We start from the raw sequence: 26,869 nt of genomic DNA on the forward strand, positions 1-26,869 counted from the left end.
AGGCCTCATCAACGACGTGAGTGACCTTCGATGCGGAGCATCCGCCACCTTCTCCTGACCGGCACGGTTCTGCCTGCCCTGCTCCTGTCCGGCCCCAGCCTGGCCCGGCCGGACTCCGCATCGGGTGGCACCATCCTGCTGGCCCAAGCCCTGCTGGCCCAGGCCGGGCCGGGCGAGGGGCCGCGGGGCGAGGGCCCCCGGGGTGGGGGTGCCGAAGGTCCGCGGGGCGGTCCACCCGGCGGCGGACGTGAACGACCGGAGCCGCGGCAGGAGCGCCCCGAGCCGCGCCAGGAACGGCCGGCTCCCCGCCCCGAGCCCCGCCAGGAGCGGCCGGAACCTCGCCAAGAGCGGCCGGAGCCAAGGCAGGAGCGGCCCGAGCCGCGTCCGGAACGGCCGGCCGCCCGCCCCGAGCCGCGCCAGGAGCGCCCTGAGCCCCGTCAAGAACGACCCGAGACCCGTCCGGAGCGCCAGGAGCGTGCGCCGGCCGCGCCGCCGGCCGAGCGTCCCGCCGCCCGTCCGGATCGCCCGGAGCCGCGCCAGGAGCGTCCCGCCCGCGAGGAGCGTGGCCCCGGTCCGGACCGGGATCAGGCGCCGCAGCGTCGTGCCCCCGGTGCCGATGGGCCCACGGAGCGTCCGTCGCCCCCGCCGGCCGCCCGGGAGCGCACCCCCGACCGGCCGAACACGCCCGAGCGTCCCGTCGCGCCCGAGCCGAACCGTCCGGCGCCCGCGCAGCCGCGCCAAGCCCCGCCTGCTGCACAAGCCCCCGCTCCGGCGCAGGCCCCGGTGCCGAACGCATCCGAGATCCGCAACCCGGCCAACCCCGTCAATCCGAACGTGCCGGGCGCAGCCCAGCCGGGCCGTCCGAATGCCCCCGGCGAGCCGCGTGCCCCGGGCCAGCCGGCTCCCCCGACTCCGCAGCCCGGCCAGCCCGGCGCCGCGGCGCCCAATGCGCGGCCCGGCGTCCCGGGACGTCCGTTCGTCCCGCCCGGTGCCCCGAATCCGGACGCGCCGCGTCCCGACGGCCGTCCGGGTGCGGGTGCCAACCCGGCCGACGCCCGGCCGGATCGGGACGGACCGATCCCGGGCGGTCGGGATGCGAGAGATCCGGCTGCCAGGGAGTCCGGGACCCGCGACCTGCGCCGCGACGGCCCCGATCGGAACGGCCCCGGCCGCGACGACGCGGGCCGACCCGATCTCCGGCCCGGCGATGCCCGCCGCGACGATCGCGGCATCGACGCCCGCCGCGAGGATCGCGGCATTGATGACCGCCGCGAGGACCGCGAGCGGCGTGACGCCTTCGAGCGCCGCGACGCGCGCAGCGGCTTCAATGCGCCGGGGCGGCCGGGTTACGTCCCGGGCGGCTTCCGGGACGATGACGATGTCCGCGACTACGATCAGGTGCGCCGCGACCGCCGCGAGTTCTCGGAAGGGGGCCGGACCTATATCCGCGAGCCCGGCCGCATCATCGTGCGTGACCGCGACACCTACTTCATCCGCCACGACGAGAACGAGCGCTTCCGCGATCTCGACCGGCGGGCCTATCGCAGCGAGCGTCGCGGCGGCGATACCATCACGTATCTCGACCGGCCGGGCGGCGAGCAGATCGTCACCATCGTGGACGATGACGGCCGTCTCGTGCGCCGGTCCCGCCGCTTCCGCGACGGGCGCGAGGTCGTCATCATCGACAACAGCTTCGGCGGCGGCGTCGCGCGGCCGATCTACGAGGACGTCGTCGAGTTGCCGCCGCCGGACATCCGCATCCCGCGCAATCGCTACGTGGTCGATTACGAGGGGGCGGACGAGGGCGCCGTCTACGAGGCCCTGTCGGCCCCGCCGGTGGTGGCGGTTGACCGGCGCTACACCCTCGATCAGGTCCGCTACAGCCCGCAGTTGCGCGCGCGCATGCGCAGCGTCGACATCGATACGATCAACTTCGACACCGGCTCGTTCACGGTGACGCCGGACCAGGCCGCCCGCCTCGCCACCATCGCGTCGGCGATGAACCGGGCGATCAAGGCCAATCCGCAGGAGGTGTTCCTGATCGAAGGCTACACCGACGCGGTGGGGGCCGACATCGACAACCTCTCGCTCTCCGACCGCCGCGCGCAGTCGGTGGCCACGGTGCTGACGCAGAACTTCCAGGTGCCGCCCGAGAACCTGACCACGCAGGGCTATGGCGAGCAGAACCTGAAGGTGAACACGCAGAGCGCCTCGCGCGAGAACCGGCGGGTGACCGTCCGCCGCATCACGCCGCTGATCCAGCAGCAAAGCGAGGCGCCGCCGCCGCCGCGCTGAGGCGATAAGTTCGGCGACCGGCGGGCGACAAGCCGCCGGTTGCCCGCTGCGCGCCCGTCGCTTGCCGACCTTCGACGGACCGGTGACGGCGAGAAGGCTGCGTGGGTCGCCTGACGGGCCCGATCGACCCTGGTCGTCGATCGGTCAACGCAGACACCCGGGACGCATGGGTTCGTCCCGGCCTGCCTCTCCTGCGCGTGGCCGGCAGGATCGCATTCCCGATGCGGTCCCGCGTCGCTGCGACGGTCCACCGGTCACGATCCGGTCCGTCATGAGCCTGGGGCCCGGCGCGCGGGTCGCGTCACCGCCCCGTTGCACCGGCCGGACGTCGAACGGTCCTGCCCAGGCAGGCCGCGGGGGCACGGGACTGGAGCGGTTCCGCCCTGTCGCCGTTCGGCCGCTCGCCTGCCGGCGCGTTTCCCCCGGAAACGGCGCTCCGCGAGCAGACAGGACGGCGACACGGATCGCCTCGAACCGCCGCGTGGAATCCAGGCGGGCACCGGCCATGAATTTCGATCGTGACCGGGGTCTGGATTATCAAATCTTTAATCGATCAATCTACAGTCTAGATCGTCTTTCAGGCCTGTTGTGTTCTGATCGCCGCAGACACGACAGCATTTTAGGCGCTCTTATCAAGCAATGTCGATCAAGCTGAAGTGGATATTGATTTCGATCATCGGTTCTGTCATCGCCGCCCTGGTGGTTCAGGGCGGGATAGCGATGAAGAGCTTGGAGAAAATCCGGGCAAATTCCACGCAAATCTCTACGGTATGGATGCCAAGCGTGCGGAGCTTGGGCGAGATCAAGTTCACGTTGACGAATCTACGGCTTGTCGATGCGCGCTATGTCATGGGGCGGGATTCGGCGGCTTCGCTCGAAACGCTCAACGCGGCGCGCGAGAAAGCGGTCGAAACCGCCCTGAAGGCTCATCGGTCGTACATCGCCGCCCCTGAGGAACGGGTGATCGCCGAAGACATCGCCAAGCGCTACGCCGCGTATGACGAGGTCCGCGGCGGGTTTCTGGCCTCGTTCAGGGCCGGTGACCAGAGCGCGATGGTCGACGCGTTCGAGATGACGCGGCCGGCTTACATGGAACTGATGAAGGTCATCGACGACGATGTCGCCTACAACGACCATGGGGCCGCCGCGGCGGAGGCCGCCTCGAAGATCGACTACGCGAACGCCTTCTGGCTCACGGTCGCGGTGGGCGCCGTCTCGCTCCTGATCGGCGTTTGCGGCGCGGTGTTCGTCCTCTTCGGCGTGACGCGTCCGATCGCTCGGATCACCGGTGCGATGCAGGCGGTCGCGGGGGGCGATCTGGCGCGGGACATCCCCTATTCCGGCCGCCGCAACGAGATCGGCGCGATGGCCTCGGCCCTTTCGGTCTTCCGCGACAACCTCCTGGAGACCGAGACCCTCCGCCAGCAGCAGAAGACGAGCGACTTGGCGGCGGAGGAGCGGCGCCGGCTGGGGATGCACCAGATGGCCGATCATTTCGAGACGGCCGTGAGCGGCATCATCACCCGGGTGACCAGCGCCGCCACGGAGCTTCAGGCCACGGCCCAGAGCATGGCCGGCACCGCGACCGAGACCGCCAGCCAATCCACCACCGTGGCCGCCGCCGCGGAGGAGGCCGCCTCCAACGTCAACACCGTGGCGGCGGCCACCGAGGAGCTCGGCTCGTCCGTGCAGGAGATCGGACGCCAGGTCGACGGCTCGGCCCAGCTCGCGCAACGCGCCGTGGTCGAAGCGGAGCGGACGGCCACCCTGGTGCAGGATCTCAGCACGGCCGCGACCAGGATCGGCGACGTGGTGGCGATGATCTCGACCATCGCGGGCCAGACCAACCTTCTGGCCCTCAACGCCACCATCGAGGCGGCCCGCGCGGGCGAGGCGGGCCGCGGCTTCGCGGTGGTGGCGGCGGAGGTCAAGGAACTCGCCAACCAGACCGCCCGGGCCACCGAGGAGATCGGAACCCAGATCGGTCAGATCCAGGGCTCGACCGGACAGGCGGTCTCGGCCATCGGCAGCATCACCGACCGCATCCGGGAGATCAGCGGCGTGTCGACGACCGTCGCGGTGGCGGTGGAGGAGCAGGGCGCGGCCACCCGGGAGATCGTCCGCAACGTCTCGCAGGCGGCGGTCGGCACCGAACTGGTGACCTCCAACATCGTGAGCGTGGCGGGGGCCGCCGAGGAGACCGGCGCCGCGGCCGCCCAGGTGCTGTCCTCAGCCAGCGAACTCTCGCGCCAGTCCGAGCATCTCGGCGCCGAGGTCGCCCGCTTCCTCGCCACCGTCCGGGCAGCCTGAGCAGCCCGACCAGTGCGTCCAAGGGCACCGGGCGGCCTCGGGGACATCCGGCGCCGCCTGCCATGGCGGGCGCCGGTGCGGTTTCCCCATCGTCGGCCCGGCCTATATACCCGCCTCGGCAGCGCGGGCCCTCGGGGCTCCGCTGCCTTCGGCTCCCGTTCGCGAGGGGCCGGTGGCCGGGCGAGATCATCCGCTGCGGCGTGTCACGGCTTCCGGGCCGACTCCGCAGGAGCATTCATGGACGAGGCGAGCGAGCGGTTGATCGAGGCCGGAACCCCGGCCTTCCGCCGCACCGCCATCGCGCTGGGGGCCGCCGGGTTCTCCACCTTCGCGGTGCTCTACGGCGTGCAGCCGCTGCTGCCCATCTTCGCCGACGACTTCGCGGTCACTCCGGCCGAGAGCAGCCTCGCCCTGTCGCTGCCCTGCGCCATGCTGGCGATCGCGCTCCTGGTGGTCAGCCCCCTCTCGGAGGTCTGGGGCCGCAAGCCCATCATGGTGGCCTCGCTGTTCGCCTCGGCGCTCCTCACCATCGTCGCGGTCCTGGTGCCGAGCTGGCACGGCTTCCTCGCCCTGCGGGCGCTCACGGGGCTCGCCGCCTCCGGCCTGCCGGCCGTGGCGATGGCCTATCTCGGCGAGGAGATGCACGGGCGTGCCATCGGCCTCTCGATGGGGCTGCTCATCGGCGGGAACGCGGCGGGCGGCATGGTCGGTCGCCTGCTCACCGGCATCATCGCCGACCATGCCTCCTGGCGCTGGGGCCTCGGCACCATCGGCGTGCTGGCGCTCCTCGCCGCCATCGCCTTCGTCTACCTGCTGCCGGATTCGCGGCGCTTCCGGGCGAACCGGATGCGCTGGCGCGAGGTGCCGGGCACCTTCGGTCAGCACTTCCGCGATCCCGGTCTGCCCTGGTTGTTCGCCGAAGCGTTCCTGCTGATGGGCGGCTTCGTCTGCATCTACAACTACATCGGCTTTCGCCTGCTCGATCCGCCCTTCTCCCTCAGCCAGAGCGCCATCGGGGCGATCTTCGTCGTCTACCTGTTCGGGACCGTCTCCTCGGCGCTGACCGGCGAGATCGCGAGCCGGCTCGGGCGGCGCAAGGTGCTGTGGCTCGCTATCCTCCTGGGCCTCGCGGGCGTGACCCTGACGCTCTCCGCCCATCTCGGCCTGATCATCCTCGGCATCGTCCTCGTCACCGTGGGCTTCTTCGGCGCGCATTCCGTGGCCAGCAGCTGGGTCGGGCGCCGGGCCCTGCGCGACCGGGCCCAGGCCTCGTCGATCTACCTGTGCCTGTACTATCTCGGCTCCTCGGTGCTCGGCACCGCCGGGGGCTGGTTCTTCGCCCATGCGGGCTGGGTCGGCGTGGTGGCGTTCTTCGCGACCCTCTACGGCCTCGCGCTGGCGATCGCCCTGCGGCTGGCGCGCCTGCCGCCCCTCGTCCAGGCCGATGGCTGACACCCGTCCCCGGTTTGCCGGCGGGGCCTCGCGCGTCCCTGATCCGAAACCGCGATGGGATGCCTCGCGCGTCCCTGATCCGAAACCGCGAGGGGATGCCTCGCGCGTCCCTGATCCGAAACCGTATGACGGACGCCGCTCCGTGCCTTATGAGGGGGCCCCTGCCCAGGGAGCCTTCCGGGGGCGCCCACCAGACGAAAGCAGTCCGAAACACCCATGACCGATCTCCTCGAGACGATTCGCCGGACGCTCGTGCCGATCCACAAGGAGGGCTATCCCTTCATCGTCATCGGCATCGTGCTGACGGTGATCGGCGCTTACTTCGCGCAGTTCCTCGGCTGGATCTTCCTGATCCTGACCCTATGGGTCTGCTACTTCTTCCGCGACCCCGAGCGGATCACTCCCGTGGGCGACGGCCTCGTGGTCTCGCCGGCGGACGGGCGGGTGAACCTCATCTCGACGGTGCTGCCCCCGCCGGAGCTCGACCTGCCGCAGGAGCCGATGCTGCGCATCTCGGTCTTCATGAACGTGTTCGACTGCCACGTGAATCGCGTGCCAGTGACGGGTCGGATCGGGCAGATCCACTACACGCCGGGCCTGTTCCTCAACGCCGAGCTCGACAAGGCCAGCGACGACAACGAGCGCAACGGCCTCGTCATGGAGACGACCCACAAGGGCGCGCCCCTGCGCATCGGCGTGGTGCAGATCGCCGGGCTGGTGGCGCGCCGCATCGTCGGCTGGGTCCACGCCAACGACACCCTGAACGTCGGCGAGCGCTTCGGCCTCATCCGCTTCGGCTCGCGCGTCGACGTCTACCTTCCGGTCGGGACCCGCGTGCTCGTCGGCCTCGGCCAGAAGGCCGTGGCGGGCGAGACCGTGCTCGCCGATCTCGGCGGCGGGCCCGAGCGCACGTTCCGGCGCATCTGAGGGGTTCCCATGGACGACCTGTTCCCGCCCTTCGCCCCCGATGCCAACGAGCCCCGGCCGCGCCGATTCAAGCCGGTGCCGTTCCGGATGATCGCACCGAACATGATCACCCTGATGGCGCTCTGCCTCGGGCTGACGGCGATCCGCTTGGCCTTCGAGGGCAAGTTCGAGCCCGCGGTGATCTCCATCGTGGCCGCTGCCTTCCTCGACGGCATCGACGGACGCGTGGCCCGGATGCTCAAGGGCACCTCGCGCTTCGGGGCGGAGCTCGACTCCCTGGCGGACTTCGTCAATTTCGGCTGTGCGCCGGCGCTGATCCTGTACGGGTTCGCCCTGAAGGAGCTGCGCTCGGTCGGCTGGATCGTCGCGCTGATCTTCGCCATCGCCATGGCGCTGCGGCTCGCTCGCTTCAACGCGATGCTGGACGATCCCAACCGCCCGGCCTGGAAGAAGGACTTCTTCGTCGGCATGCCGGCACCCGCCGGGGCGCTCACCGCGATGCTGCCGCTCTACCTCAACTTCCTCGGCCTGCCGATGGAGCATTGGGCGGCCCCCGTGGTGCTGGGCTACATGCTCTGCATCGCCCTGCTGGTGGTCTCCACCGTGCCGACCTTCTCGGGCAAGACCATGGGCAAGCGCGTGCCCCGGGACTGGGTGCTGCCGATCTTCCTCGTGGTGGTGGCGGCCTTCGGCCTGTTCATCAGCTTCCCGTTCGAGGCGATGGTAGCGCTGGCGCTCGGCTACCTCATCACCCTGCCGATCGGGGCGGCGCAGTATCGCCGCCGCGCCAAGGCGGAGGGGCAGGGCTCCGCCGCGCTCGCTGCGGCCGACGATCTCTCCGAACGGGCGAGGCCGGCCCACGATCGGGCCGTGGACAGCTGACGCAGGGCGCTGTCGCTCCCGGGTTGTCATCGTCTAAGTTGATCGCGGCCCGGAAGCTTCGTCCGGGCACGAAGCATGCGGGGGCGGGTCGATGCTCGAGGAGTTCAAGAAGTTCGCGTTGCGCGGCAACGTCGTCGACCTCGCCGTCGGCGTGATCATCGGTGCCGCCTTCGGAGCCATCGTGACCTCGGCGGTGCAGGACCTGTTCATGCCGATGATCGGCGCGATCACCGGCGGTCTCGACTTCTCGAACTACTACATCGCGCTGTCATCCAGCGTGCAGAAGGGCGCGGCCTATGTCGACGCGAAGAAGCAGGGCGCGGTGATCGGCTACGGCCAGTTCATCACCGTGGCGCTCAACTTCCTCATCGTGGCCTTCGTGCTGTTCCTCGTGATCCGGGCGATGAACCGCCTCGTGAGCAAGGAGGAGACCAAGCCCGAGGCCGTGGCCGAAGTTCCGGCCGATGTGAAGCTGCTCTCCGAGATCCGCGACATCCTGGCGACCAAGCCGAGGGTCTGACGATCTAGGGGGCTTCGTCGGGCTTCGGGGCCGCCCCGAGGTCGCCGAGCAGGCCCTCGAGGGCCTGCTCGACCGCGCCCGTGCCCTCCTCGTGGGTCTTCAGCCGCACCTCGAGCCGCTTCAGCTGGGGGGCGAAAGCCTCCGGGGCGGCCGGATCGCCGAGATAGTCCGGGACGGTCTCGCCGGTGGTGAACACCGTCCGCAGCTGTTGGCCGAGATGATCGCGGACCGGCTCGGGAAGGGCCGGGTCGAGCGTGGAATCGTCTGCCATTGTCTGGGTATCCCTCGCGTCCATCGACAAATTCGTACCCACGCGACGCGTACCGAGAAGAGTAACGGCCGAGATCGTCAAGTGTTGCACCGGTCATCGTCCGAAAGCCACCGGGGGAGGGCGGGGATGAACTGGTCCGAACAGAAAAAGGCCTCCGGCGAGGGCGTCGCCGGAGGCCTCGATCAATCCCCGCGCCGAGGGCGCGGCGGAAATCCTTAGTCGATCACTTCGACGATGCGGTGGCTGCGGTCGACCAGCACCGGACGCTCGTTGACGATGGTGTAGCGGGCGCCGCGGGCGTTGTACTCGGCGGGGACATCGTAATAGGTCACGCCCGAGTTCGGCAGCACGGCGCCGACGCGGACGTCGCCGTTGTAGTCGTAGGACGAGCGACGCTCGCGGGTGACGTACTGACGGAAGCGGGGACGGTCATCGACGCCGAGGATGCCGCCGACCGTGCCGGTCGCCGCACCGACCGCGCCGCCGACGATCGCTCCGACCGGGCCGGCCGCATCCGCACCCTCTTGGGCGCCGCGCTCGGCGCCGCGTACCAGGCCCTGCGCCTGGGCGGCCATAGGCAGGCTGAGGGCGATCGCGGAAGCGGCGAGAAGGGTCTTGAAGTTCATCGTGAAGCTCCTGAACGAGGATCCCGCGACGCTGTGAAGCGCTGCCGGGTTCAGGGCAGTAACGTCCAACTCCCGGAAGGGATGCGTCGAAAGTTCCGAGACCGAACGGAGCGGAGGGCCTTGTCCGCCGCGCCGGCGGCCGCGGCCGGACCCCTTACGGGCCGGCGGTCGCGGGCCGCCGGGATCGGACTTCCCCGGGCGGGATCAGGCTTCCTTGGGCATGGCCGACTGGATCAGCCGGTCCGAGCTCAGGTCCTCCTCGTCGTAGCCCAGGAGCTCGGCGAGGCGCCCGCGGGCCCGGCTGACGCGGCTCTTCACGGTGCCGACCTTGCAGCCCATGATGGCCGCGGCCTCCTCGTAGGAGACGCCCTCGGCGCCGACGAGCACAAGCGCCTCGCGCTGGTCCGGCGGCAGCTTGCCCAGAGCCGTCTGCAGGTCCTCGACGTCGAGGCGGTCGCCCTGGTGCGGGGCGGTGGCGAGGCGGGCGGCGTAGGAGCCGTCCTGGTCCTCGACCTCGCGCACGCGCTTGCGGTGGTCCGAGTAGAAGATGTTGCGCAGGATCGTGAACAGCCAGGCGTTCAGGTTGGTGCCCGGCTGGAAGCGGGCGCGGTGCTGCCAGCCCTTCAGCAGGGTGTCCTGCACGAGGTCGTCGGAGCGGGCCGGGTTGCTCGTCAGCGACAGGGCGAAGGCGCGCAGGGACGGCACGGCCGCCAGCAGGCCGTTGCGGAACTCGGGCTCGATCGCCTCGCCGCGCGCCTTGAGGGCGGCCTCCAGCTGCGCGATGAGTTCGGCGAAGCGGGTCGGCTGTTCGTCCGCGGGCAGGCGGTCGTAGACCGTGCGCAGGTGCTCGCCCAGATGGGTCCGGATGTTCGAGGACAGGTTCGGCCGGCCATCGGCTGAGGCCGACAGGGCGTCGGGGGCGGTGTCGGTCACGTCGCGTGTCATGGCTCGTCGTAATCTGGGGCGGTCAGGTTTCGTGTCGGCCCGAGGCGTCCGAGAAGCACCCGCGTGGTCAACTGATGTCGGGCGTTGTAGCGCATCTGGGCCGGCCACGCATCCCGCCGGACAACCGTGGCGGTTCTGCGCCGCGCCGCATCAACAGCCGCAGGGGGACGGGACCCGGTCCGGGCGCGGGATCGCCTTGGCGGAGGCCCCCTTGGACGAGCCTCCCGGGGCATTGGCCGGCTTGAGGGTGCGCACCACGCCGTCGCGCAGGGAGAGCACGTGGCCGCGCTCCACGTCGGTCCAGCACTCGTCGCGGGTGAGGGCCTTCGTGGCGATCACCGTGACGACATCCTTCGCGCCGGTCTCCTGCGCGAAATCGACCCGCCAGTCCTCGTCCACCAGGGTCGCGGTGCCGAAGGGGGCACGGCGGGTCAGGTAGCACAGGCGCTTGCCGCAATGGGCGTAGAGGGTGCGGCTGTCCGACAGCAGCATGTTGAAGACGCCGAGGCCGTGCAGGGCCGCGCACAGGTCCGCCACGGCCCGGTCGATGCGGACCGGGCTCGGCAGGTCGGGCCAGCGCTGCTGGAGCTGGTCGAGCATCCAGCAGAAGGCGTGCTCGCTGTCCGTGGAACCGACCGGCTTGAACCAGGTCAGGGGCCACTTCTTCACGCCCTTGAGCTGGCCATTGTGCGCGAAGGTCCACCGGCGGCCCCACAATTCGCGGCTGAAGGGATGGGTGTTCTCGAGGTTGACCCGGCCGCGATTGGCCTTGCGCACGTGGGCGATGACGATGCGGCTCTTGATCGGCGTCCGGCGCAGGAGCCGGGCGAGCTCCGACTGCGCGCTCGGTTCCGGCTCGTGGAAGGCGCGGGCGCCGCGTCCCTCGTAGAAGCTGATGCCCCAGCCGTCGGCATGCGGGCCGGTCTCGCCCCCGCGCCGCGCCAGGGCGGCGAAGGAGAAGCGGATATCCGTGGGCACGTTCGCGCTCATGCCGAGCAGTTCGCACATGGAGGTTCGGGGGACTTCGCGAGGGACGGAGGGAGGACGTTGCGGGGCGGCGGACCCCTGGGGGTGCCGAGCGACCCACTCTAGAGGATTTTCCCGCCCGCGGGAGCCGCTAATCCGCCTGAAACGTCCGGAGTGCGCGCTGGGTCCGCGCCGCCGGCGTCGCGCCGGGCGATGATCGGGAACGGCGGCGGAGAAGGGCAGCGGAGAAGGGCGGTCCGGCCCGCCGAGGTGCGCCCCCGCGCTTTCGCCGCCGGGGACGATCCTCTAAGCCGCTCCCCGGGCCCCTTTCCGGGGCGTCGTGGACAGGGTGCCGATGGACCGCGATCCGATCGCCTTCACCTGGCGGACCGCGCGGCGGGAGCATGCCGCCGCGGTCGGGCTGGCGCTCGGTCTCGGCGGACCCCTCGCGCTGCTCGCACTCCTGTGCCTGCGGGATCTCGTCGGCGTGCAGGTGCACGACACCGATCCAACGGGACCGTTCCTGCGGATCGCCGCGGCCCTGCCCTGGCGTCCCGCCGCCGAGGGACCCTTCGTGGCCTTCGCGGGCTGGATCCTGCCCCACGGCGAACTCGTGCGCGCGGCCTTCCTGGGGCTCGCGGCGGCGGCCCTCGCCTCGGCCGGTCTCGGCTGGGCCGTGGCGCGCCTGTGCTTCCATGCCCAGACCCGGACGGTGGCGGCCCTGCAGGGGCGGGTCACCGAGGCGATCCTGCGCGCGCCGCCCGGCGCCCGCGACGAGGCCCGCGCCCTGGCCCAGGCCATGGGAGACCTCCTCGCCCGCCTCGACACGCTGTTCGGCCTGGCGATCCTGGTCCCGGCGCTGGCGGTCGGCGGCACCGTCCTCGCCCTGGTCCTCGCCGGCCTCGCCGCGCCGCGCCTCGTGGCCACGGTCGCCGCCGGGCTCCTGGCCGCCGGCCTCGCCCGGGCGCTGATCCAGCGGCGGATGCAGGACCGGGCCGCCCTGCGCCTCCGGGCCGGCGGGGCCGCCGGGCGGGCTCTCGCCGACCTGATCCGCCGCATGCCGGCGGTGCGGGCGCACGGGGCCGCCGCCTTCGAGCGCGAGCGCCTCGCGGCCAAGGGCGCCAGCACCCGCGACGCCCTCGCGGCCTCGGAATCCGCCCTGGCCTATGCCCGCGCGCCCTCCATGGCGCTGGCGATCCTGCTGCCCGCGATCGTCGTGGCGGTGGCGCTGTGGCGCGGCCACGACGGCACCACCGAGCCGGTGGAGCCCGGGGCGCTGCTGGCCGCCGCCGGTGGTTTCGCCCTCGCGGTGGTCGCCCTCACCGTGACCCTGCGGATGGCGAGCCTGCATCGCATCCTCGCCGGCCCGTTCCGCGACGTCGCCGTCGCCGTGCCGGCCCTCGAGGGCCGTGCCCCGGCCCGCCCCGGCACGGTGACGGCCCTGCCGGAGGCGGGCGCCCTGGTGGCGCAGGGGGTCGGGGCCTACGATCCCGCCACCGGCGAGCGGCTGGCCGGCGTCGACGCCGCCCTGCCGATGCCCGGCCACGTCGCCATCCTGGGCGAGCGCGGCAGCGGCAGCCGGGTGCTCGCCGCGATCCTGGCCGGGCAGCTCGAACCCTCCGCCGGCGCGGTCACCTACGGCGGCATCGACCTGCGCGCCTTCGAGCCGGAGGAGCGGGCCCGGCGCATCGCCCTGGCGGGGGCCGAGGCCATTCTCATCGAAGGGTCCCTGCGCCAGAACATCCTCTACGGCGCCTCCGGGACCCCCGATCCCGACGACCTCATCGCCACCCTGCGGATCACCGGCCTCGACGCCTTCGCGTATGCACGCGGCCTGGAGGGCACGGTCGATCCGGCGGCCGAGCCGGAGATCGCCCGTGCCGTGGTGGCCGCCCGCCACGCGGTCCGCGACGCGCTCGCCGCCGACAAGGCCGGCCGCCTGGTGGAGCCCTTCGATCCGGCCCGCTACAACCACCAGGCCACGGTGGGCGAGAACATCCTCTTCGGCGAGGCGGTGGGGCCGGCCTTCGCCTCCGACCACATCGCGGCGCACCCGTATCTCCGCGCCGTCCTGGAGGCGGAGGGCCTCAGTCGCCCTCTCACGGAGATCGGTCTCCAGGTCGCCCGCAGCCTCGTGGAGATCTTCGCCGACCTGCCCGACGATCATCCGCTGTTCGAGACGTTCTCGCTGTTCCCGGCCGCCGAGCGGGGCTTCTTCGAGGATCTCGTCGGCCGCCAGCCCGAGGCCAAGGGCTGGCGCCGCGGCCCGGCCGGCCAGCGCGACCGCAAGCGCCTGATCGGCCTCGCCCTGCGCTACAGCGAGACGCGGCACCGCTTCGGCCTCATCGACGCCGCCTTCGAGGAGCGGCTGGTGGAGGCCCGCCGCTCCTTCGCACGCCTGATGCCCGCCAACCTGCGGGGAATGGTCGAGTTCTACGATCCGGCCCGGCTCACCGCCGCCGCGAGTCTGGAGGAGAACATCCTGTTCGGCCGCATCAACGGCGAGGAGGCCGGCGCCGAGGCCCGGGTGCGGGCCCTGGTGCGCCGGGTGCTCGCCGACGAGGGCCTGGAACCGGCCGTCTACCGCCTCGGCCTCGAGAGCCGGGTCGAGCCCGGCCTCGCCGGGGGCGGCGCCAGCCTCGGCGAGAACGCCATCGGCCCGCGCGAGCGCATCGCCATCGACCTCGCCCGCTGCCTCGTGCGCCGGCCGGACATCGTCGTCATCGCCATCGCCCTGGAGGACCGGAAGGGCGACGAGATCCGCGCCCGTCTGGCGGCCCTGCGGGCGGCCCGGGCCGGCCGCGGACTCATCGTCTGCCTGCCGGATGCCGAGGCCCTGGCCGGGGTCGAGCCCTTCGACGCGGTGCTGCGCATCGAGCGCAACACGGTGCTGGCTGCCTGATCGCGGGTGAGAACCCGGGACTTCTCCGGCTTTCCGGGGGCTTCCCCTATTGCCGCCCCATTGGGATGCGATAGGCAGGAGGGCGTGCATCGTGCACGGGCGTCCGCCCGCCAGCGGACGGGTCGCTCTTCAGGACCACGCATGGTCTTCCTGTCCCGGGGCCCGCTCCGCCGTGCGGCGTCGGCCCTTCTCGCTCTCGCGACGCCGATCCTGGCCCTCGGCGCCGTGATGGCGGCGTCGCCGGCCGCGGCCGAGCCGTCCAAGGCCTTCGCGCCGATTCCGGCCGCCACCCTGGCCCTCATGCAGGCGCGGGGCACCACGGCGGCGGCCCCGGTGCTGTTCCGGGCCTACAAGAAGGAATCCGAGATCGAGGTCTGGAAGCGGGCCGGCAGCGGCCGCTTCGTCCACGTGAAGACCTTCCCGATCTGCCGCTGGTCGGGCCAGCTTGGCCCCAAGCGCAAGAGCGGCGACCGCCAGACCCCCGAGGGGTTCTACACGGTGCCGCAGCGCCAGATGAACCCGAATTCGCGCTACTACCTCTCCTTCGACGTCGGCTACCCCAATGCCTATGACCGGGCCCACGGCTCCACCGGTTCGGCCGTGATGGTGCACGGGGTCTGCTCGTCGATGGGCTGCTTTGCCATGACGGACCAGGTGGTGGGCGAGATCTACGCCATCGCCCGGGAGGCCTTCGCCGGCGGTCAATCCGCCTTCCAGTTCCAGTCCTTCCCGTTCCGGATGACGGCCGCGAACATGGCCCGGCACCGGGCCGATCCGAACATCGATTTCTGGCGCCAGCTCAAGGAGGGCGCCGATCGATTCGACGCCCTCGGCGAGGAGCCGGCCGTCAGCGTGGTCGGCGGTCGCTACGTCTTCGCCCCCGCGAAGGATCCGGCCAAGGAGGCCCAAGTCGTCGTCTATCGCGGGGCCGAGGAGGCGCGCATCGCCACCTTGGTGGAGGAGGGGAGCGCGGCCGTGCGCACCACCTATTCCGATGGGGCGCAGCATCCGTTCTGGGCGGCGCTCGCCGCCAAGGGGGCCTCCCTCGGCGACGTGAGCCGGCCGGAAGCCCTCGCGTATGCGGGCCAGGAGGTGGTGGTCATCGCGGCCCGGCCACGCCCGGTCCCCGTGGCCGAGGCGGTGTGGTCGCGCTGGATCGCGCCGGACTCGCCGCTCTCGCGAACCCGGATGCCGGGCTTCGTCCCGGCTTATGAGCGCATGGCGCCGCTCTTCGCGCCCCTGGCGACGGCCGCCCTCGGGACGGAGGCTTATCCTGTCGCCTGGCCGCGCTTGGTTCGCTTCGGCCTGTCGGGCACTCTGCCGGTGCCCGGTCCGGCCCGGGGCACCCTCGACGTCCTGGCACAGCGGTGATTGGGCCGGTGGCCGGGTCGACACAGTTCGCCGGCGAAGTTCCGGGCCGGATGCCTCGCCGCCCAGCCATGTGCGCGCTCGCACATCGGGGGGAGGGGCGGCTTACTACCTCAGAGCAGTTCCACTTCGATCCCGGCACCCGCCTACCGCCGACCCGCGAGGATTGGATCGCGCCGGTGCGACGAAGGGCACCCGATCCAGATTGGGATCGGGGCATATGGTAATCGAACGATGACCTTCTCCTCCCGTCCCTTCGCGGATGACGGCCTCACCCTGACCTTCTGGGGTGTACGCGGTTCGACGCCCGTCAGCGGCCCGGATTACATCGAGTTCGGTGGCAGCACGCCCTGTCTCGAGATCCGGTGCGGCGAGCGGCTGTTCCTCCTCGATGCGGGTTCGGGGCTGAATGCCTGCGGCCGCCATCACCGCGATGCGATGCCCAAGGAGATCGACCTCCTCTTCAGCCACCTGCACCTCGACCACACCGCCGGTCTGCCGTTCTTCAAACCCGTGGTGCTGGACCCGGAGCGGACCCTCAACACCTATTGCGGCAATCTCGACGGGGAGAGCGCCGCCGCGGCCCTCGACCGGCTGTTCGCGCCGCCGCTGTTTCCCGTCACCCTCGACATCATTCCCTGCCGGCTCGCCCATCACGGCTTCAAGGCCGGCGAGCGGCTGACCTTCCCCGACGGCGCCACCGTCGACACGATCCTGCTCAACCATCCGCAGGGCTCGGTGGGCTACCGCTTCGAGCATGCGGGCCGGCGGCTCTGCGTGATCAGCGACATCGAGCACAGCGATCCGTGGCCGGACGCGGCCCTGAAGGACTTCGTGCGGGACGCCGACCTCGTGGTCTATGACGGCATGTTCACCGAGGGCGAGTATCCGGTCTGCCGGGGCTGGGGCCACTCGACCTGGCAGAAGGGCGTGGAACTGGCGCAGGCCGCCGGCGTGAAGGCCCTCGCCATCATCCACCTGCATCCCTGCCACACCGACGCGATGCTGCGCAGCGTCGAGGCCGACATGCAGGCGGCGATGCCCACCGCCTTCATCGCCCGCGAGCGCCAGACCGTGGCCGTGGGCGAGCCGGTGTGCAGCGCGCCCACCCTGGCCCTGGCGCGCACCGCCTGAGGCGCAGGGGCCCTCGCCCGGACGGGGCGGGACCTGCCGGCTCGATCAGGCCGCTTCCTCGCGCCCGACGCGGCTGTGGCGCCGGCTCCAGGCGAAGTAGATGACGAGGCCGATGGCGAGCCAGACCAGCAGGCGCAGCCAGGTCTCCCCGTCGAGCGAGACCATCATGGCAAAGCAGCTGAGGATGCCCAGGATCGGCACCAGGGGGACCAGGGGCGTGCGGTAGTCGCGGCGCGCATCCGGCTGGGTCCGGCGCAGGATGATGACGCCGATGCAGACCAGGATGAAGGCCAGCAGCGTGCCGATGCTCGTCATGTGGCCGAGCTGGGAGATCGGCAGGAAGCCGCCCAGCGCGCTGGTGAACACCATGAAGAACAGGTTCGAGCGGTAGGGCGTCTTCCAGGCCGGGTGGATCTTGGAGAAGAAGCCCGGCAGCAGCCGGTCCTGGCTCATGGAGTAGAACACCCGGCTCTGGCCCAGCAGCAGCACCAGGATGACGGTGGAGAAGCCCGCGATCACGCCGAGCGTCACGAGGCTGCGTAGCCACAGGAACGGCGTCTGGCCGATGGCGGTGTTCACCGGGGCGGCGTCGCCCTTCATCTGGTCGTAGTGCACGAGGCCGGTGAGCACCCCCGCGAAGGCGATGTAGATCACCGTGCAGATGGCGAGCGACCCCAGGATGCCGATCATCATGTTGCGCTGGGGATTCTTGGCCTCCTGCGCGGCCGTCGAGACCGCGTCGAAGCCCACATAGGCGAAGAACACCACGCCGGCGCCCCGCATGATGCCGCTCCAGCCGTACTCGCCGAAGGTGCCGGTGTTCTCGGGGATGAACGGCACGTAGTTCTGCGCCTTGATGTAGAACAGCCCGACCCCGATCACGACCGCCACCACGGCGAGCTTGATCAACACCACCACGGCGTTGACCCGGGCCGATTCCCGGATGCCGATCATCAGCAGGGCGGAGGCCGCCACGATGATGAAGATCGCCGGCAGGTTGACGAGGCCGTGGGCCGTGGTGCCGTCGGCGAGGGCGTAGGTCTCGAAGGGGGAGTGGACGACGCTCGGGGGCAGGTTGATCCCGAGGGTGTCGCGCAGGAAGCGCGTGACGTAGCTGGACCAGCTCACCGAGACCGTGGCCGCGCCGACCGCGTATTCGAGCACGAGGTCCCAGCCGATGATCCAGGCCACGAACTCGCCCATGGTGGCGTAGGCGTAGGTATAGGCCGAGCCCGCCACCGGGATCATGCCGGCGAGTTCGCTGTAGCACATGCCCGCGAAGGCGCAGGCGATCGAGGCGATGGCGAAGGAGATCACCACCGCGGGGCCCGCATGCTCGGCCGCCGCGATGCCGGTCAGGGAGAACAGGCCGGCGCCGATCACCGCACCGATGCCGAGGGCGATCAGGCTCCAGGGGCCGAGGGTGCGGGCGAGCTTGTGCTCGCCGCCCTCCGCGTCGCTGTTCAGCCGTTCCAGCGATTTCGTGCGCGTGAGGTCGCCCGCGAGGCCTGCCGCCATAGGGTGGTCCTATCCTGGTTGGGAGCGGATGACCCGCCCGGCATTGCGGGCGGGCCCGGAAGAGGATGGCAAGGGTGTGGTCTTCGTGAGGGGCGATCTTGGCGTTTGCCCAACGCAGTGGCAAACGGCGATTGGCGGCCCCGGCAGGTTTCGGGCCGCGCTCCCGTCACGGGCGCGTGATCGCCGCGGCCGCCGCGTCCGCACCGTCGATGAGTGGGCCGAGGATCGCTCGCGTCCGCGCGGTGATGGCGGGGCCGGCCGTTTCCGGCGTTCCGGCCGCGAAGGGGGGCGCCGGGGCGTATTCGGCCACGAGCTGGCTCGTGCGGGCCGCCTCCGGCCCGGCGAGCCGCGCGCAGAGCGCCAGGGCGAAGTCCAGACCCGCCGAGACGCCCGCCGCCGTGACGCGGTTGCGGTCGAAGACCACGCGCTCATCCACCGGAATGGCGCCGAGGCGCGGCAGCACCCGGTCGCGGACGCACCAGTGCGAGGTGGCGCGATAGCCCTGCAGGAGGCCGGCCGCCCCGAGGATCAGCGAGCCGGTGCAGACGCTGGTGATCCAGCCGGCGCGCGCCGCCCGGTCGCGTAGGAAGGCCAGGGTGTCGGCATCGCGCATCTGCGCGGGCGTGCCGTCGCCCCCCGGCACGAACAGCACGTCGAGGTCGCGCGGGCAGGTCTCGAAGCTGTCCCCGGCCAGGAGGGTCAGGCCGGTATCCGATGAGACAGGGCCGGCCGCGCGCGCCACGAGGTGCAGCCCGCCTCCGGCGATGCCGGCGAGGAGGGCCTGCGGCCCGACGAGATCGAGGGCGGTCATGCCCGGATAGAGCAGCATCGCGATGCGGAGCGCGCGTGTCCGCGCGGGCCCCGCCTCGGGCGCCCCGGCCGCGGAGGATCCGACGGCGGTCAGCGCCGCGGCGCCCGCGAGCCCCGCGACCGCGACGGCGCGGCGGGTGGGGCCGGGGGGCTGGATCACGCGTTCGGCCCGACCGCGAAGGATTCGATGGCCTTGATCAGCGTCGCCGCGCGGTAGGGCTTGGTGAAGAACACGCTGCCCGCGATGAGGCGGGGCGGCGTCTGCGAGAACCCCGTGGCGTAGATGACCGGCAGGTCGGGACGCAGGGTCCGCGCGGCCTCGGCGAGCTGCCATCCGTCCATCAGGCCGGGCAGCCGGATATCGGTGAACAGGATGTCGACGGACGCTTCCGCCTTCAGGATGTTCAGGGCGATCTCGGCGGTCGCCGCCTGGAAGACGGCGAAGCCGGCATCCTCGAGATCGGCCGTGATGACTTCCAGTAGCAGAGACTCGTCCTCCACCATGAGGATGCGTGGTTTGGCCGAGCCGCTCATCGTCGTGGCGTTCCGTCAGGCGTAGCCCAGGCGTGGTATGCGGCCGAGCCGGGACGCCTCTCCACTCGGATGAGGGGACGATAGCTCGGTTGGATCGCGAGGCAAGTAGATCCATACCGTCGTGCCACGGCCCGGTGCACTTTCAATCACGACGTGCCCATCGGATTGCTTGGCAAAGCCGAAGACCTGGCTCAGGCCGAGGCCGGTGCCCTCGCCCACCGCCTTGGTGGTGAAGAACGGCTCGAAGGCACGGGCGAGAACCTCCGGGCTCATGCCCTGGCCGCTATCCGCGACCGTGATGGCCACGTGATCGACGGGGCGCAGGGCGGGGATCTGCTCGGCTTCCGCGGCGGGAACGTTGCGCGTGCGGATGACCGTGCGTCCGCCCTTTTCGGTCGCGTCGCGGGCATTCACCGCGAGGTTCAGCAGGGCGTTCTCCAGTTGGTTGGCGTCGACGCAGACGGGCCAGACCTGCGGCGCGAGGGTCATCTCCGGGCGCTCCACCGTGTCGAGGGCCCCGCGCAGGAGTTCCGACAGGTCGCGGATCAGCCGGTTCGGGTCGACCCGCACCGGCTGGAGGGGCTGGCGCCGGGCGAAGGCGAGCATCTTCTGCACCAGGGCCGCGGCGCGCTCGGCCCCCGTGAGCGCGCCGTTCAGGGAGCGGCGCGCCCCGCTCTCCGGAGGCAGGAAGCGCTCGATCCGGTCGAGGTTGCTGATGACGACGCCGAGCAGGTTGTTGAAGTCGTGGGCGACGCCCCCCGTGAGGGCGCCGATGGCCTCCATCTTCTGGCTCTGGCGCAGCATCTCCTCGGCCCGGTCGCGCTCGGCATGGGCCTCGTGCAGGGCGGCCAGCGCCGCGTCGCGCTCGCCGATCCGCGCCAGCAGCTCGGCATTCGCCCTGCGCAACTGGTCGGGCGAGGGCAGGGCGAGGGCCCGCGGCAGCAGGACCCAGAGCAGGATCGCCGTCACGATCGAGGCGGCGGCGGTGATCGCCTTGATTACGGCCTCGGCCGCGTAGTCCGGCACCCACAGGGTCCAGATTCCGAAGAGATGGGTGGTGCCGCAGGCGAGGATGAAAAGGGCGAAGGCCCAGAACATCCATCCGAAGGCGATGTCGCGCCGCCGGGTCACGAAGACCCCGAGGGCCACCGGGATGGTGAAGTAGGCGAAGGCGATGATCGCGTCCGAGACAACATGCGTCCAGATCAGCTCCGGCCGCCACAGCAGGCAGATCCCGTGTGGTGCCAGGCTGGTGCGGTCGAGGAAGCCGCTCAGGATCGCGAGCATGTCAGGTCTCGGAGGCTCCGGGTTCATCCGCTTCCGACCGGGCAGGCGCAGCGGGCATGATCTGCGTCCGATTATAGCCTGAACAACGCCTGACGTCCCAGACAAAAGCGCGTGTTGACTATGAGCTATTAAGGGTCACGACTGGGGCGTGCGCTGATTTATTATGGCTCTGCACGGGGACGGCGCCGCCGCGCGGTTTTGGCCCGCGGTCTCGGCGCGCGTACGCTCCCCCGCATGGAGGGTGAACCATGTGCGGTGTCAGCCGCTCGGCGCATCGGTCGAGGCGGAGGAGCCGGTGGTCCGCGGCGGGGCGAGATTCCCGAGAGTGGCACGGAAGGGAACTCGCAGCCGATCGATCCGCCGCGATCGCCGAGGCCTCGACGGTGCGCGAAACCGGAGCGGGGAAGCCTGTCCCACACGGCCGGGCACCGACCGGCGCCGAAGTCCGCTCCCGACTCGCCGCTCCCGACTTGTTGATCGCGTCTTGCCGAGCGCTTCTCGCCGGGCGCGTCTATTCCACTACGACCTTGTAGGTCTGGCCCGCCCGGAGGGGGGCGCCGCGCTCCAGGCCGTTCAGCACGAGGAAGCGCTCCACCGGTTTATCCGGGACCACCATGCGCTGCGCCAGGGTCTCGACGGTCTCGCCGGCGCCGACCGTCACCACCACGAGGCGCAGGGGCCGCAGGGTCCGGGCCTCGGCCGGATCGATCGCGGACAGGCTCTCGGTCCAGCGCCGGAAGGCGCCGTCCGGATCGGTGCTGCCCTTGGCCGCCATGATCATCCGGAAGGTGGTCTCGCCGACCCGGATCACGGCGAGGCGGAAGGTCCAATCCTTGCCGCGGGACAGGGCCGTGGCCGCCGGGTAGCCGGCGACCATCCGGTTCTCCAGGGAGCCCGGCTCGACGACATCGTTCCAGGTCGCCTTCAGCACCTCGTCGAGGCCCTGGCCCGGATTGCTCTCGACCTGATCGAAGAGCAGGCGCCGGCTGCCCTCTCCGGTGGTGCCCAGGACCGCGTTGCGGGTGTTCTCGATGGAGAAGCCTTCCGGCACCTCGAAGGCGATGCCGAGGGCGGGATGGAGGAACTTGCGCCCGCGCACGACGCCGTCGCCCGGATTGTCGCCGTAGGCGATGCCGTCGATGGCCGCGAGGTAGCGGGCGCGCTCGTCGACCCCGAGGCCGGGGGCACCGATGAGGCGGGCGGCGCGGGTCACCAGCGTGATGCGCTCGGTGGTGCCCGGATGGGTCGCCAGCATATCGGGTTCGCCGGCCATGCCGGTGCCGGTCTTCAGGGCCGTGGTCCGGCTCAGGGCCGTGAGGAACCGGCCGGCGCCGAACGGATCGTAGCCGGCGCGCGCCAGGGTGCGTACCCCGACGCTGTCGGCCTCGAGTTCCTGGTCGCGCGAGAACCGGGCGAGGGCGAATTTCGACTGGCTCTGGAGCTGGGCGCCCGTCACGGGATCGTTGAGTACGTCGGCCACGACCTTGCTGACCAGCTGCGAGCGCAGCGCCAGCTCGGTGCGCGCCGTGGCGTGGCGCAAGGTGACGTGGGCGATCTCGTGGGCGAGGACGGCGGCCACCTCGGAGGTGTCGCTCGCCAGTGCCAGCAGGCCCCGGGTGACGTAGAGCCGGCCGCTCGGCAGCGCGAAGGCGTTGATGACGGGCGAGTCGAGCAGGGTGACCGCGTAGGTCTCCTCCGGCCGCTCGGTCGCCTTGACGAGGCGGTCGGTCACATCGCTGACGAGACGCAACGTCGCCAGGGACCGGTACTCGCCGCCGAAGGAGGCCACGAGCTTGGCGTGGTCGGCGTCCGAGGCGGTGCGCTCGCGCCCCGTCGTGCGCGGCGCCTCGCGGGGCACGGCCAGCGCCGCCTTCTGCACGACGGCACCGGTCTGGTCGCCGATGCAGCCCGAGAGCAGCAGCCCGAGGAGCGGCCAGGCGGCGGCCTGCCGGCCGGGCCGGAGCCGGCCCGCCGGCGAAGGAGCGGCCATCGTGAGGCGAAGGATCGAACCCATGCCGTTCAGCGCCGCTGCGCCTGCTCCCCGTCCAGAACTTCGATCATGTCGGCACTCGCGATGTCGAGGGTCGGGCCGCGCCACGCCTCGACCACCCCCCGGACCCGGACCTCTCGCCCGCGCAGGGAGGCCGCACTCAAACCACGTTCCTGCAAGACGCGCCAAGTGCGTTTCGACACGGTCACGGTCAGCCCATCCTCGCCCCGGCCTGCGAAGTCGAGATAGGTGCGGCGCGGGCGCTCGCCGACCCACCGCACCGCGCCCTGCATCACGACGAAGTGACCCAGTCTGGCGCGCAGGGCCGGGCCGTCTCGGACGTCCGGACCGGCTTGGCCCCAGAGGCCGCGGCCGCGCCGTCGCGCCCCGGCCTCGACCGCCAGGAGAGCCGGCCGGCACAGGGTGTCCCGCTCGCCCGCATCGACCGCGACGAGGCCGAGGGCCACCAGCCCGGCCGCGAGATCGGGCGTCGCCGCCTCGGCGTCGGTCTCGGCCACCGTCGCGTCGACGTGGGACCGGCCCCATCGATCGCTCTCGCCCCGGGCGACCAGCGTCAGGGAGCGTCCGTTCCGGGCGAGCAGCCAGGCGCCGGCCTCCGACGCCAGGTCCGGCCTGTCCGGCCAGCGCACGCCGTCCAGCACGGCCCGTTGGCCGGACGCGAGGATCAGCTCGCCCCGCACGCCGAGGCCGGCGAGACGCTCCGCCCGCGCCGGCGCCTCACGGCACTCGGGCGCGCCAGCGCCGGCCGGGTTCGGCAGCGCGAGAGCGGCGCCCACGGCCAGACCGAGACGCCGTCCTCCCCGCAGGCGGGGCGATCGTCGCTGTGCGATCGTCACGAAAACCGACTCCCGGGCGATGGTGCGAATCCCCCGCCATTGTCGCCCCGTACGGGGTGGAGACAAGGAAGGGGGTCGGCGCGCCGGGCGGTTCATGCCGCATTGCGGCAAGATGGCCACAGCAAGATGACCCGAGGCGAGACGACCGCCCAAGGGGAGGGGAGGCCGGCGGGGCTGGGCCTTGCGGACCGGCCGGCAGAGACGTGCGTCCCCGGTTGGCGGGTCCGGACGATGATGCTAGGAACACCCCCGGTGAGTCTCCGTAGCTCAGCTGGACAGAGCACAGGTTTCCTAGATCACAATTGGGCGTCGCGAGGGGAAACCGCGCGGCGGATCCGCTCAAATTCGGGGAACGCTCACCGTGTGCTTCCGGCGCACGCAGCCAATCCCGAGCCAAGCCCGGCACCCGCATCCGCGGGCTTCGGGACGGTGTAGAGACTAGACGGGCGGCACCTAAGGGGTTCGGCGACGAAGCCTACGGTGAAGGGATAGTCCAGACCACGAACGGGCGCCTCCGGGCGCGCGGCGGCGGAAGCCGAAGTGGGATGAAACCTGGGGTCGCAGGTTCGAGACCTGCCGGGGACGCCACCACGCACGCGCCGTGTCCGGCGCGCGATTGCATCGATCTCGCTTCAGAATTTTGTAGGCTCGGGCTTGGAGGCTTGGGCCGTTGCGCCCGGCATGCCCCCGCAAGGGCAGGGGGCGACCCGTACACGCCCGCGTGCCTAGGCTCGGCGCCCGCAGGTGCGGATCGAATCGGCGCGCGCTGGCGGGCCGGTGTCCGAATGGAGGCTTGGTCCGGAAGTCCCGTCCTAGGGCTTGCGGGTCCGCGAGGCTTCCTCGATGGCCGCCTGATGATATCCGCTGTCGTGGTAGGCCGCTTGGGCCGGGCGCTGCCCCTTCGCCTCGCTGTCCGTCTTGCCGATCGCGGGTGATCCCTGTGCCGCCGAGGCCCGCGGATTGCGAAAAGGCAGAATCGTGGCCGTCTGTTGATGATGTCCCATAGTCATGACGCGTGAGGTCCCTTCATGCGCTGCCTTCGCAGCGCCGTGGGACAAGAGTATAGGTCTGCCTGATACGTTTTGCATCACGAGGAGCCCGATAAATCCTTCAGATGCGAGAAATATAGGCTTGCCCCATATTCTTTCAGGATTGGTCAAGGTCTCTGACCGTTCGAGGCGTGAAATTGGGCATGACCGCTTCTTGATCTGATGGTTGTTGATGGGCGGGTGCGATCTCGCCGTCCGGCACCCGGATGCCGTCTGCCCCAGGGCTCGACCACGCCGGCCGCCCGGGCCCGGTCGCGATGCGGGAAATGTGGGGTGGACGGCTTGTCCACATGATCGCCCGGTCGCGTGATCCCCAGGGCCCCGTTCGGTTTGACGCCTGCGGGAGGGGGCCATACCGTTCCGCCGGGCGAACGGAAGGCAGGTCGTCTCCGCGGCGAAGCCTTCGCTGAGGGCGAAGGGTCCGGACGTGGTCAGGCCCTGGCGCTGCAAGGGCTCGCAGCAGAGCGTGGGACGGGCAAGATGGCTGGGCAGAAGACGGACGCACGGGACGTTCACGTGGGGCAGCGAATCGCCGAGCAGCGCAAGAGGGCGTCCCTGACCCAGAAGCGCGTCGCCCAGAGCTTCGGGATGTCGGCCGCCCAGTTGCAGAAGTACGAGAAGGGCACGAACCGCATCAGCGCCATCCATCTCGACACCTTCAGCCGGCTGACGGGGGTGCCGATCGCCTATTTCTTCGACGGGCTGGAGCACGAGGGCGCGGGACCGTCCGGCGGCGACGCAGGACCAGGGTTCGCCGAGGGGCCTCAGGAGGTCTACGCCGCCGACAATCCCTGGCTGGGCCTGACGGACGTCGTGGTGCAGCACGTGAGCGCACATTTCCCCGAGCCGGAGCGCCGCCGGTTCGCCGCGATCCTCCAGGCGATCGGGCGCCAGCTCGACGGCTGATCTATCGTCCGATTCGTTCGCTTTGGCGGATTTATCCGGTCTTCCGGCTTGACCCTGCGGGGCCGTCCTGCCAGACACGCGCGCCTGATCAATCGGGAACGGCGCCGCGACAGCTTGGGCGCTCACAGCATGGGGACCCCAATGCCGCGTTCAAACTACCTGTTCACGAGCGAATCCGTCTCGGAAGGCCACCCCGACAAGGTCTGCGACCGGATCTCCGACACCGTCGTGGACGCCTACCTCGCGGCGATGCCGGAGGCCCGCCTCGGCGTCGAGACCCTGGCCACCACCAACCGCATCGTCATCGCGGGCGAGGTGCGCGGTCCCGATTCCGTGACCTTCGACCATCTCGCCGAGCTGACCCGCGCGGCGGTCAAGGACATCGGCTACGAGCAGTCGGGCTTCCACTGGAAGAACAACGACATCGCCATCCACCTGCACGCCCAGTCGGCGGACATCGCGCAGGGCGTGGACTCGTCCGGTAATAAGGACGAGGGCGCGGGCGACCAGGGCATCATGTTCGGCTACGCCTCCGACGAGACGCCCGAGCTGATGCCGGCGCCGATCTACTACGCCCACAAGATCCTCAAGGACCTCGCCGACGCCCGCAAGGCCCGCCAGGGCGACGCCGCCAAGCTCGGCCCCGACGCCAAGAGCCAGGTCACCGTCCGCTACGAGAACGGCCGCCCCGTCGGCGTCACGCAGATCGTGCTCTCGACCCAGCACCTGGACGAGTCCCTCGACTCGGCCGACGTGCGCGCCATCGTCGAGCCCTACATCCTGGCCGCCCTGCCGCAGAACTGGGTCTCCGAGGAGACCGTCTGGCACGTGAACCCGACCGGCAAGTTCGTGATCGGCGGTCCCGACGGCGATGCCGGCCTCACCGGCCGCAAGATCATCGTCGACACCTACGGCGGCGCGGCGCCCCACGGCGGCGGCGCCTTCTCGGGCAAGGATCCGACGAAGGTCGACCGCTCGGCCGCCTACGCGGCGCGCTACCTCGCCAAGAACGTGGTGGCCGCCGGCCTCGCCACCCGCGCGACGATCCAGCTCGCCTACGCCATCGGCGTCGCCAAGCCGCTCTCGATCTACGTCGACCTCCACGGGACCGGCCAGGTCGACGAGGCCCGGCTCGAGGACGTGCTGATGAACGCCTTCGACCTGTCGCCCCGCGGCATCCGGACGAAGCTCGGCCTCAACAAGCCGATCTACGCCCGCACCTCCGCCTACGGCCATTTCGGCCGCGCCCCGGAGGCCGATGGCGGCTTCTCGTGGGAGCGCGTCGATCTGGCCGACAGCCTCAAGTCGGCCCTGGCCTGA

General features: G+C 71.1%; 21 protein-coding genes. 11 read left to right on the forward strand and 10 right to left on the reverse strand.

The features are described 5' to 3' along the window. The first annotated feature begins 30 nt into the window (after positions 1-30). The 6 genes from ASG51_RS16670 (at position 31) to mscL (ending at position 8,386) form a co-directional block, all read left to right on the forward strand. Positions 31-2,295, forward strand: coding sequence for an OmpA family protein (locus ASG51_RS16670; protein WP_056381928.1), 2,265 nt, complete (start codon positions 31-33; stop codon positions 2,293-2,295). A 639-nt stretch (positions 2,296-2,934) separates the two neighbouring features. Next, positions 2,935-4,605, forward strand: a complete 1,671-nt coding sequence (locus ASG51_RS16675; RefSeq protein WP_056381930.1) for a methyl-accepting chemotaxis protein — start codon at positions 2,935-2,937, stop codon at positions 4,603-4,605. A gap of 237 nt (positions 4,606-4,842) precedes the next feature. Further along, positions 4,843-6,057: an MFS transporter gene (locus tag ASG51_RS16680; RefSeq protein WP_056381933.1), complete on the forward strand. Its 1,215-nt coding sequence runs from the start codon at positions 4,843-4,845 to the stop codon at positions 6,055-6,057. A 216-nt stretch (positions 6,058-6,273) separates the two neighbouring features. Beyond that, positions 6,274-6,984, forward strand: coding sequence for a phosphatidylserine decarboxylase (locus ASG51_RS16685; protein ID WP_056211700.1), 711 nt, complete (start codon positions 6,274-6,276; stop codon positions 6,982-6,984). A 9-nt stretch (positions 6,985-6,993) separates the two neighbouring features. After that, positions 6,994-7,866, forward strand: a complete 873-nt coding sequence (locus tag ASG51_RS16690; RefSeq protein ID WP_056211702.1) for a phosphatidylcholine/phosphatidylserine synthase — start codon at positions 6,994-6,996, stop codon at positions 7,864-7,866. Positions 7,867-7,957: 91 nt separating this feature from the next. Continuing rightward, positions 7,958-8,386, forward strand: coding sequence for a large conductance mechanosensitive channel protein MscL (gene mscL / locus ASG51_RS16695; RefSeq protein ID WP_056381934.1), 429 nt, complete (start codon positions 7,958-7,960; stop codon positions 8,384-8,386). 4 nt (positions 8,387-8,390) lie between these two features. Here mscL and ASG51_RS16700 read toward each other — a convergent pair whose 3' ends face one another. The 4 genes from ASG51_RS16700 to ASG51_RS16715 all read right to left on the reverse strand — a co-directional run bounded on the left by ASG51_RS16700 (position 8,391) and on the right by ASG51_RS16715 (position 11,236). After that, on the reverse strand, positions 8,391-8,657 hold the full coding sequence (locus tag ASG51_RS16700; protein WP_200941354.1) for a hypothetical protein: 267 nt from the start codon (positions 8,655-8,657) through the stop codon (positions 8,391-8,393). A 215-nt stretch (positions 8,658-8,872) separates the two neighbouring features. After that, positions 8,873-9,283 carry a DUF1236 domain-containing protein gene (locus ASG51_RS16705; RefSeq protein ID WP_056276085.1) on the reverse strand — a complete coding sequence of 137 codons (411 nt, stop codon included), beginning with the start codon at positions 9,281-9,283 and terminating at the stop codon, positions 8,873-8,875. Between the two features lie 204 nt (positions 9,284-9,487). Beyond that, entirely contained in the window at positions 9,488-10,228 is a 741-nt protein-coding gene (locus ASG51_RS16710) for a sigma-70 family RNA polymerase sigma factor (RefSeq protein ID WP_056211709.1), read from the reverse strand. A 150-nt stretch (positions 10,229-10,378) separates the two neighbouring features. Continuing rightward, positions 10,379-11,236, reverse strand: coding sequence for a class II glutamine amidotransferase (locus ASG51_RS16715; RefSeq protein ID WP_056381939.1), 858 nt, complete (start codon positions 11,234-11,236; stop codon positions 10,379-10,381). A 313-nt stretch (positions 11,237-11,549) separates the two neighbouring features. On the opposite strand from ASG51_RS16715, the gene ASG51_RS16720 reads away from it, so the two are divergent. From ASG51_RS16720 to ASG51_RS16730, 3 genes are all read left to right on the forward strand, one after another. Further along, on the forward strand, positions 11,550-14,096 hold the full coding sequence (locus ASG51_RS16720; RefSeq protein ID WP_056381941.1) for an ABC transporter transmembrane domain-containing protein: 2,547 nt from the start codon (positions 11,550-11,552) through the stop codon (positions 14,094-14,096). A 228-nt stretch (positions 14,097-14,324) separates the two neighbouring features. Beyond that, the gene (locus tag ASG51_RS16725) at positions 14,325-15,467 is read left to right on the forward strand and encodes a murein L,D-transpeptidase family protein (RefSeq protein WP_056382101.1); all 1,143 of its coding nucleotides are present in this window, start codon (positions 14,325-14,327) and stop codon (positions 15,465-15,467) included. A 231-nt stretch (positions 15,468-15,698) separates the two neighbouring features. After that, positions 15,699-16,598: an MBL fold metallo-hydrolase gene (locus ASG51_RS16730; RefSeq protein ID WP_056276078.1), complete on the forward strand. Its 900-nt coding sequence runs from the start codon at positions 15,699-15,701 to the stop codon at positions 16,596-16,598. A 45-nt stretch (positions 16,599-16,643) separates the two neighbouring features. Here the strand turns inward: ASG51_RS16730 and ASG51_RS16735 are convergent, their stop codons facing one another. From ASG51_RS16735 to ASG51_RS16760, 6 genes are all read right to left on the reverse strand, one after another. Next, entirely contained in the window at positions 16,644-18,116 is a 1,473-nt protein-coding gene (locus tag ASG51_RS16735) for an amino acid permease (protein WP_056381942.1), read from the reverse strand. 166 nt (positions 18,117-18,282) lie between these two features. Further along, a complete protein-coding gene (locus ASG51_RS16740) occupies positions 18,283-18,945 on the reverse strand; it encodes a DJ-1/PfpI family protein (protein ID WP_056382103.1) in 663 nt (220 codons plus the stop codon). Between the two features lie 137 nt (positions 18,946-19,082). Then, positions 19,083-19,460, reverse strand: coding sequence for a response regulator (locus ASG51_RS16745; RefSeq protein WP_056211718.1), 378 nt, complete (start codon positions 19,458-19,460; stop codon positions 19,083-19,085). 15 nt (positions 19,461-19,475) lie between these two features. Then, on the reverse strand, positions 19,476-20,747 hold the full coding sequence (locus tag ASG51_RS16750; RefSeq protein WP_056381945.1) for an ATP-binding protein: 1,272 nt from the start codon (positions 20,745-20,747) through the stop codon (positions 19,476-19,478). Between the two features lie 511 nt (positions 20,748-21,258). After that, positions 21,259-22,761 carry a M48 family metalloprotease gene (locus tag ASG51_RS16755; RefSeq protein ID WP_082514053.1) on the reverse strand — a complete coding sequence of 501 codons (1,503 nt, stop codon included), beginning with the start codon at positions 22,759-22,761 and terminating at the stop codon, positions 21,259-21,261. 5 nt (positions 22,762-22,766) lie between these two features. Further along, the gene (locus ASG51_RS16760) at positions 22,767-23,594 is read right to left on the reverse strand and encodes a DNA-binding protein (protein WP_082514054.1); all 828 of its coding nucleotides are present in this window, start codon (positions 23,592-23,594) and stop codon (positions 22,767-22,769) included. 1,529 nt (positions 23,595-25,123) lie between these two features. On the opposite strand from ASG51_RS16760, the gene ASG51_RS16770 reads away from it, so the two are divergent. After that, complete coding sequence (locus ASG51_RS16770; RefSeq protein WP_056381949.1) at positions 25,124-25,549, forward strand: helix-turn-helix transcriptional regulator; 426 nt, start codon at positions 25,124-25,126, stop codon at positions 25,547-25,549. Between the two features lie 141 nt (positions 25,550-25,690). Beyond that, positions 25,691-26,869, forward strand: a complete 1,179-nt coding sequence (gene metK, locus ASG51_RS16775) for a methionine adenosyltransferase (protein WP_056276071.1) — start codon at positions 25,691-25,693, stop codon at positions 26,867-26,869.

This window comes from Methylobacterium sp. Leaf465 (assembly GCF_001424705.1).
Classification (GTDB): Bacteria; Pseudomonadota; Alphaproteobacteria; order Rhizobiales; family Beijerinckiaceae; genus Methylobacterium.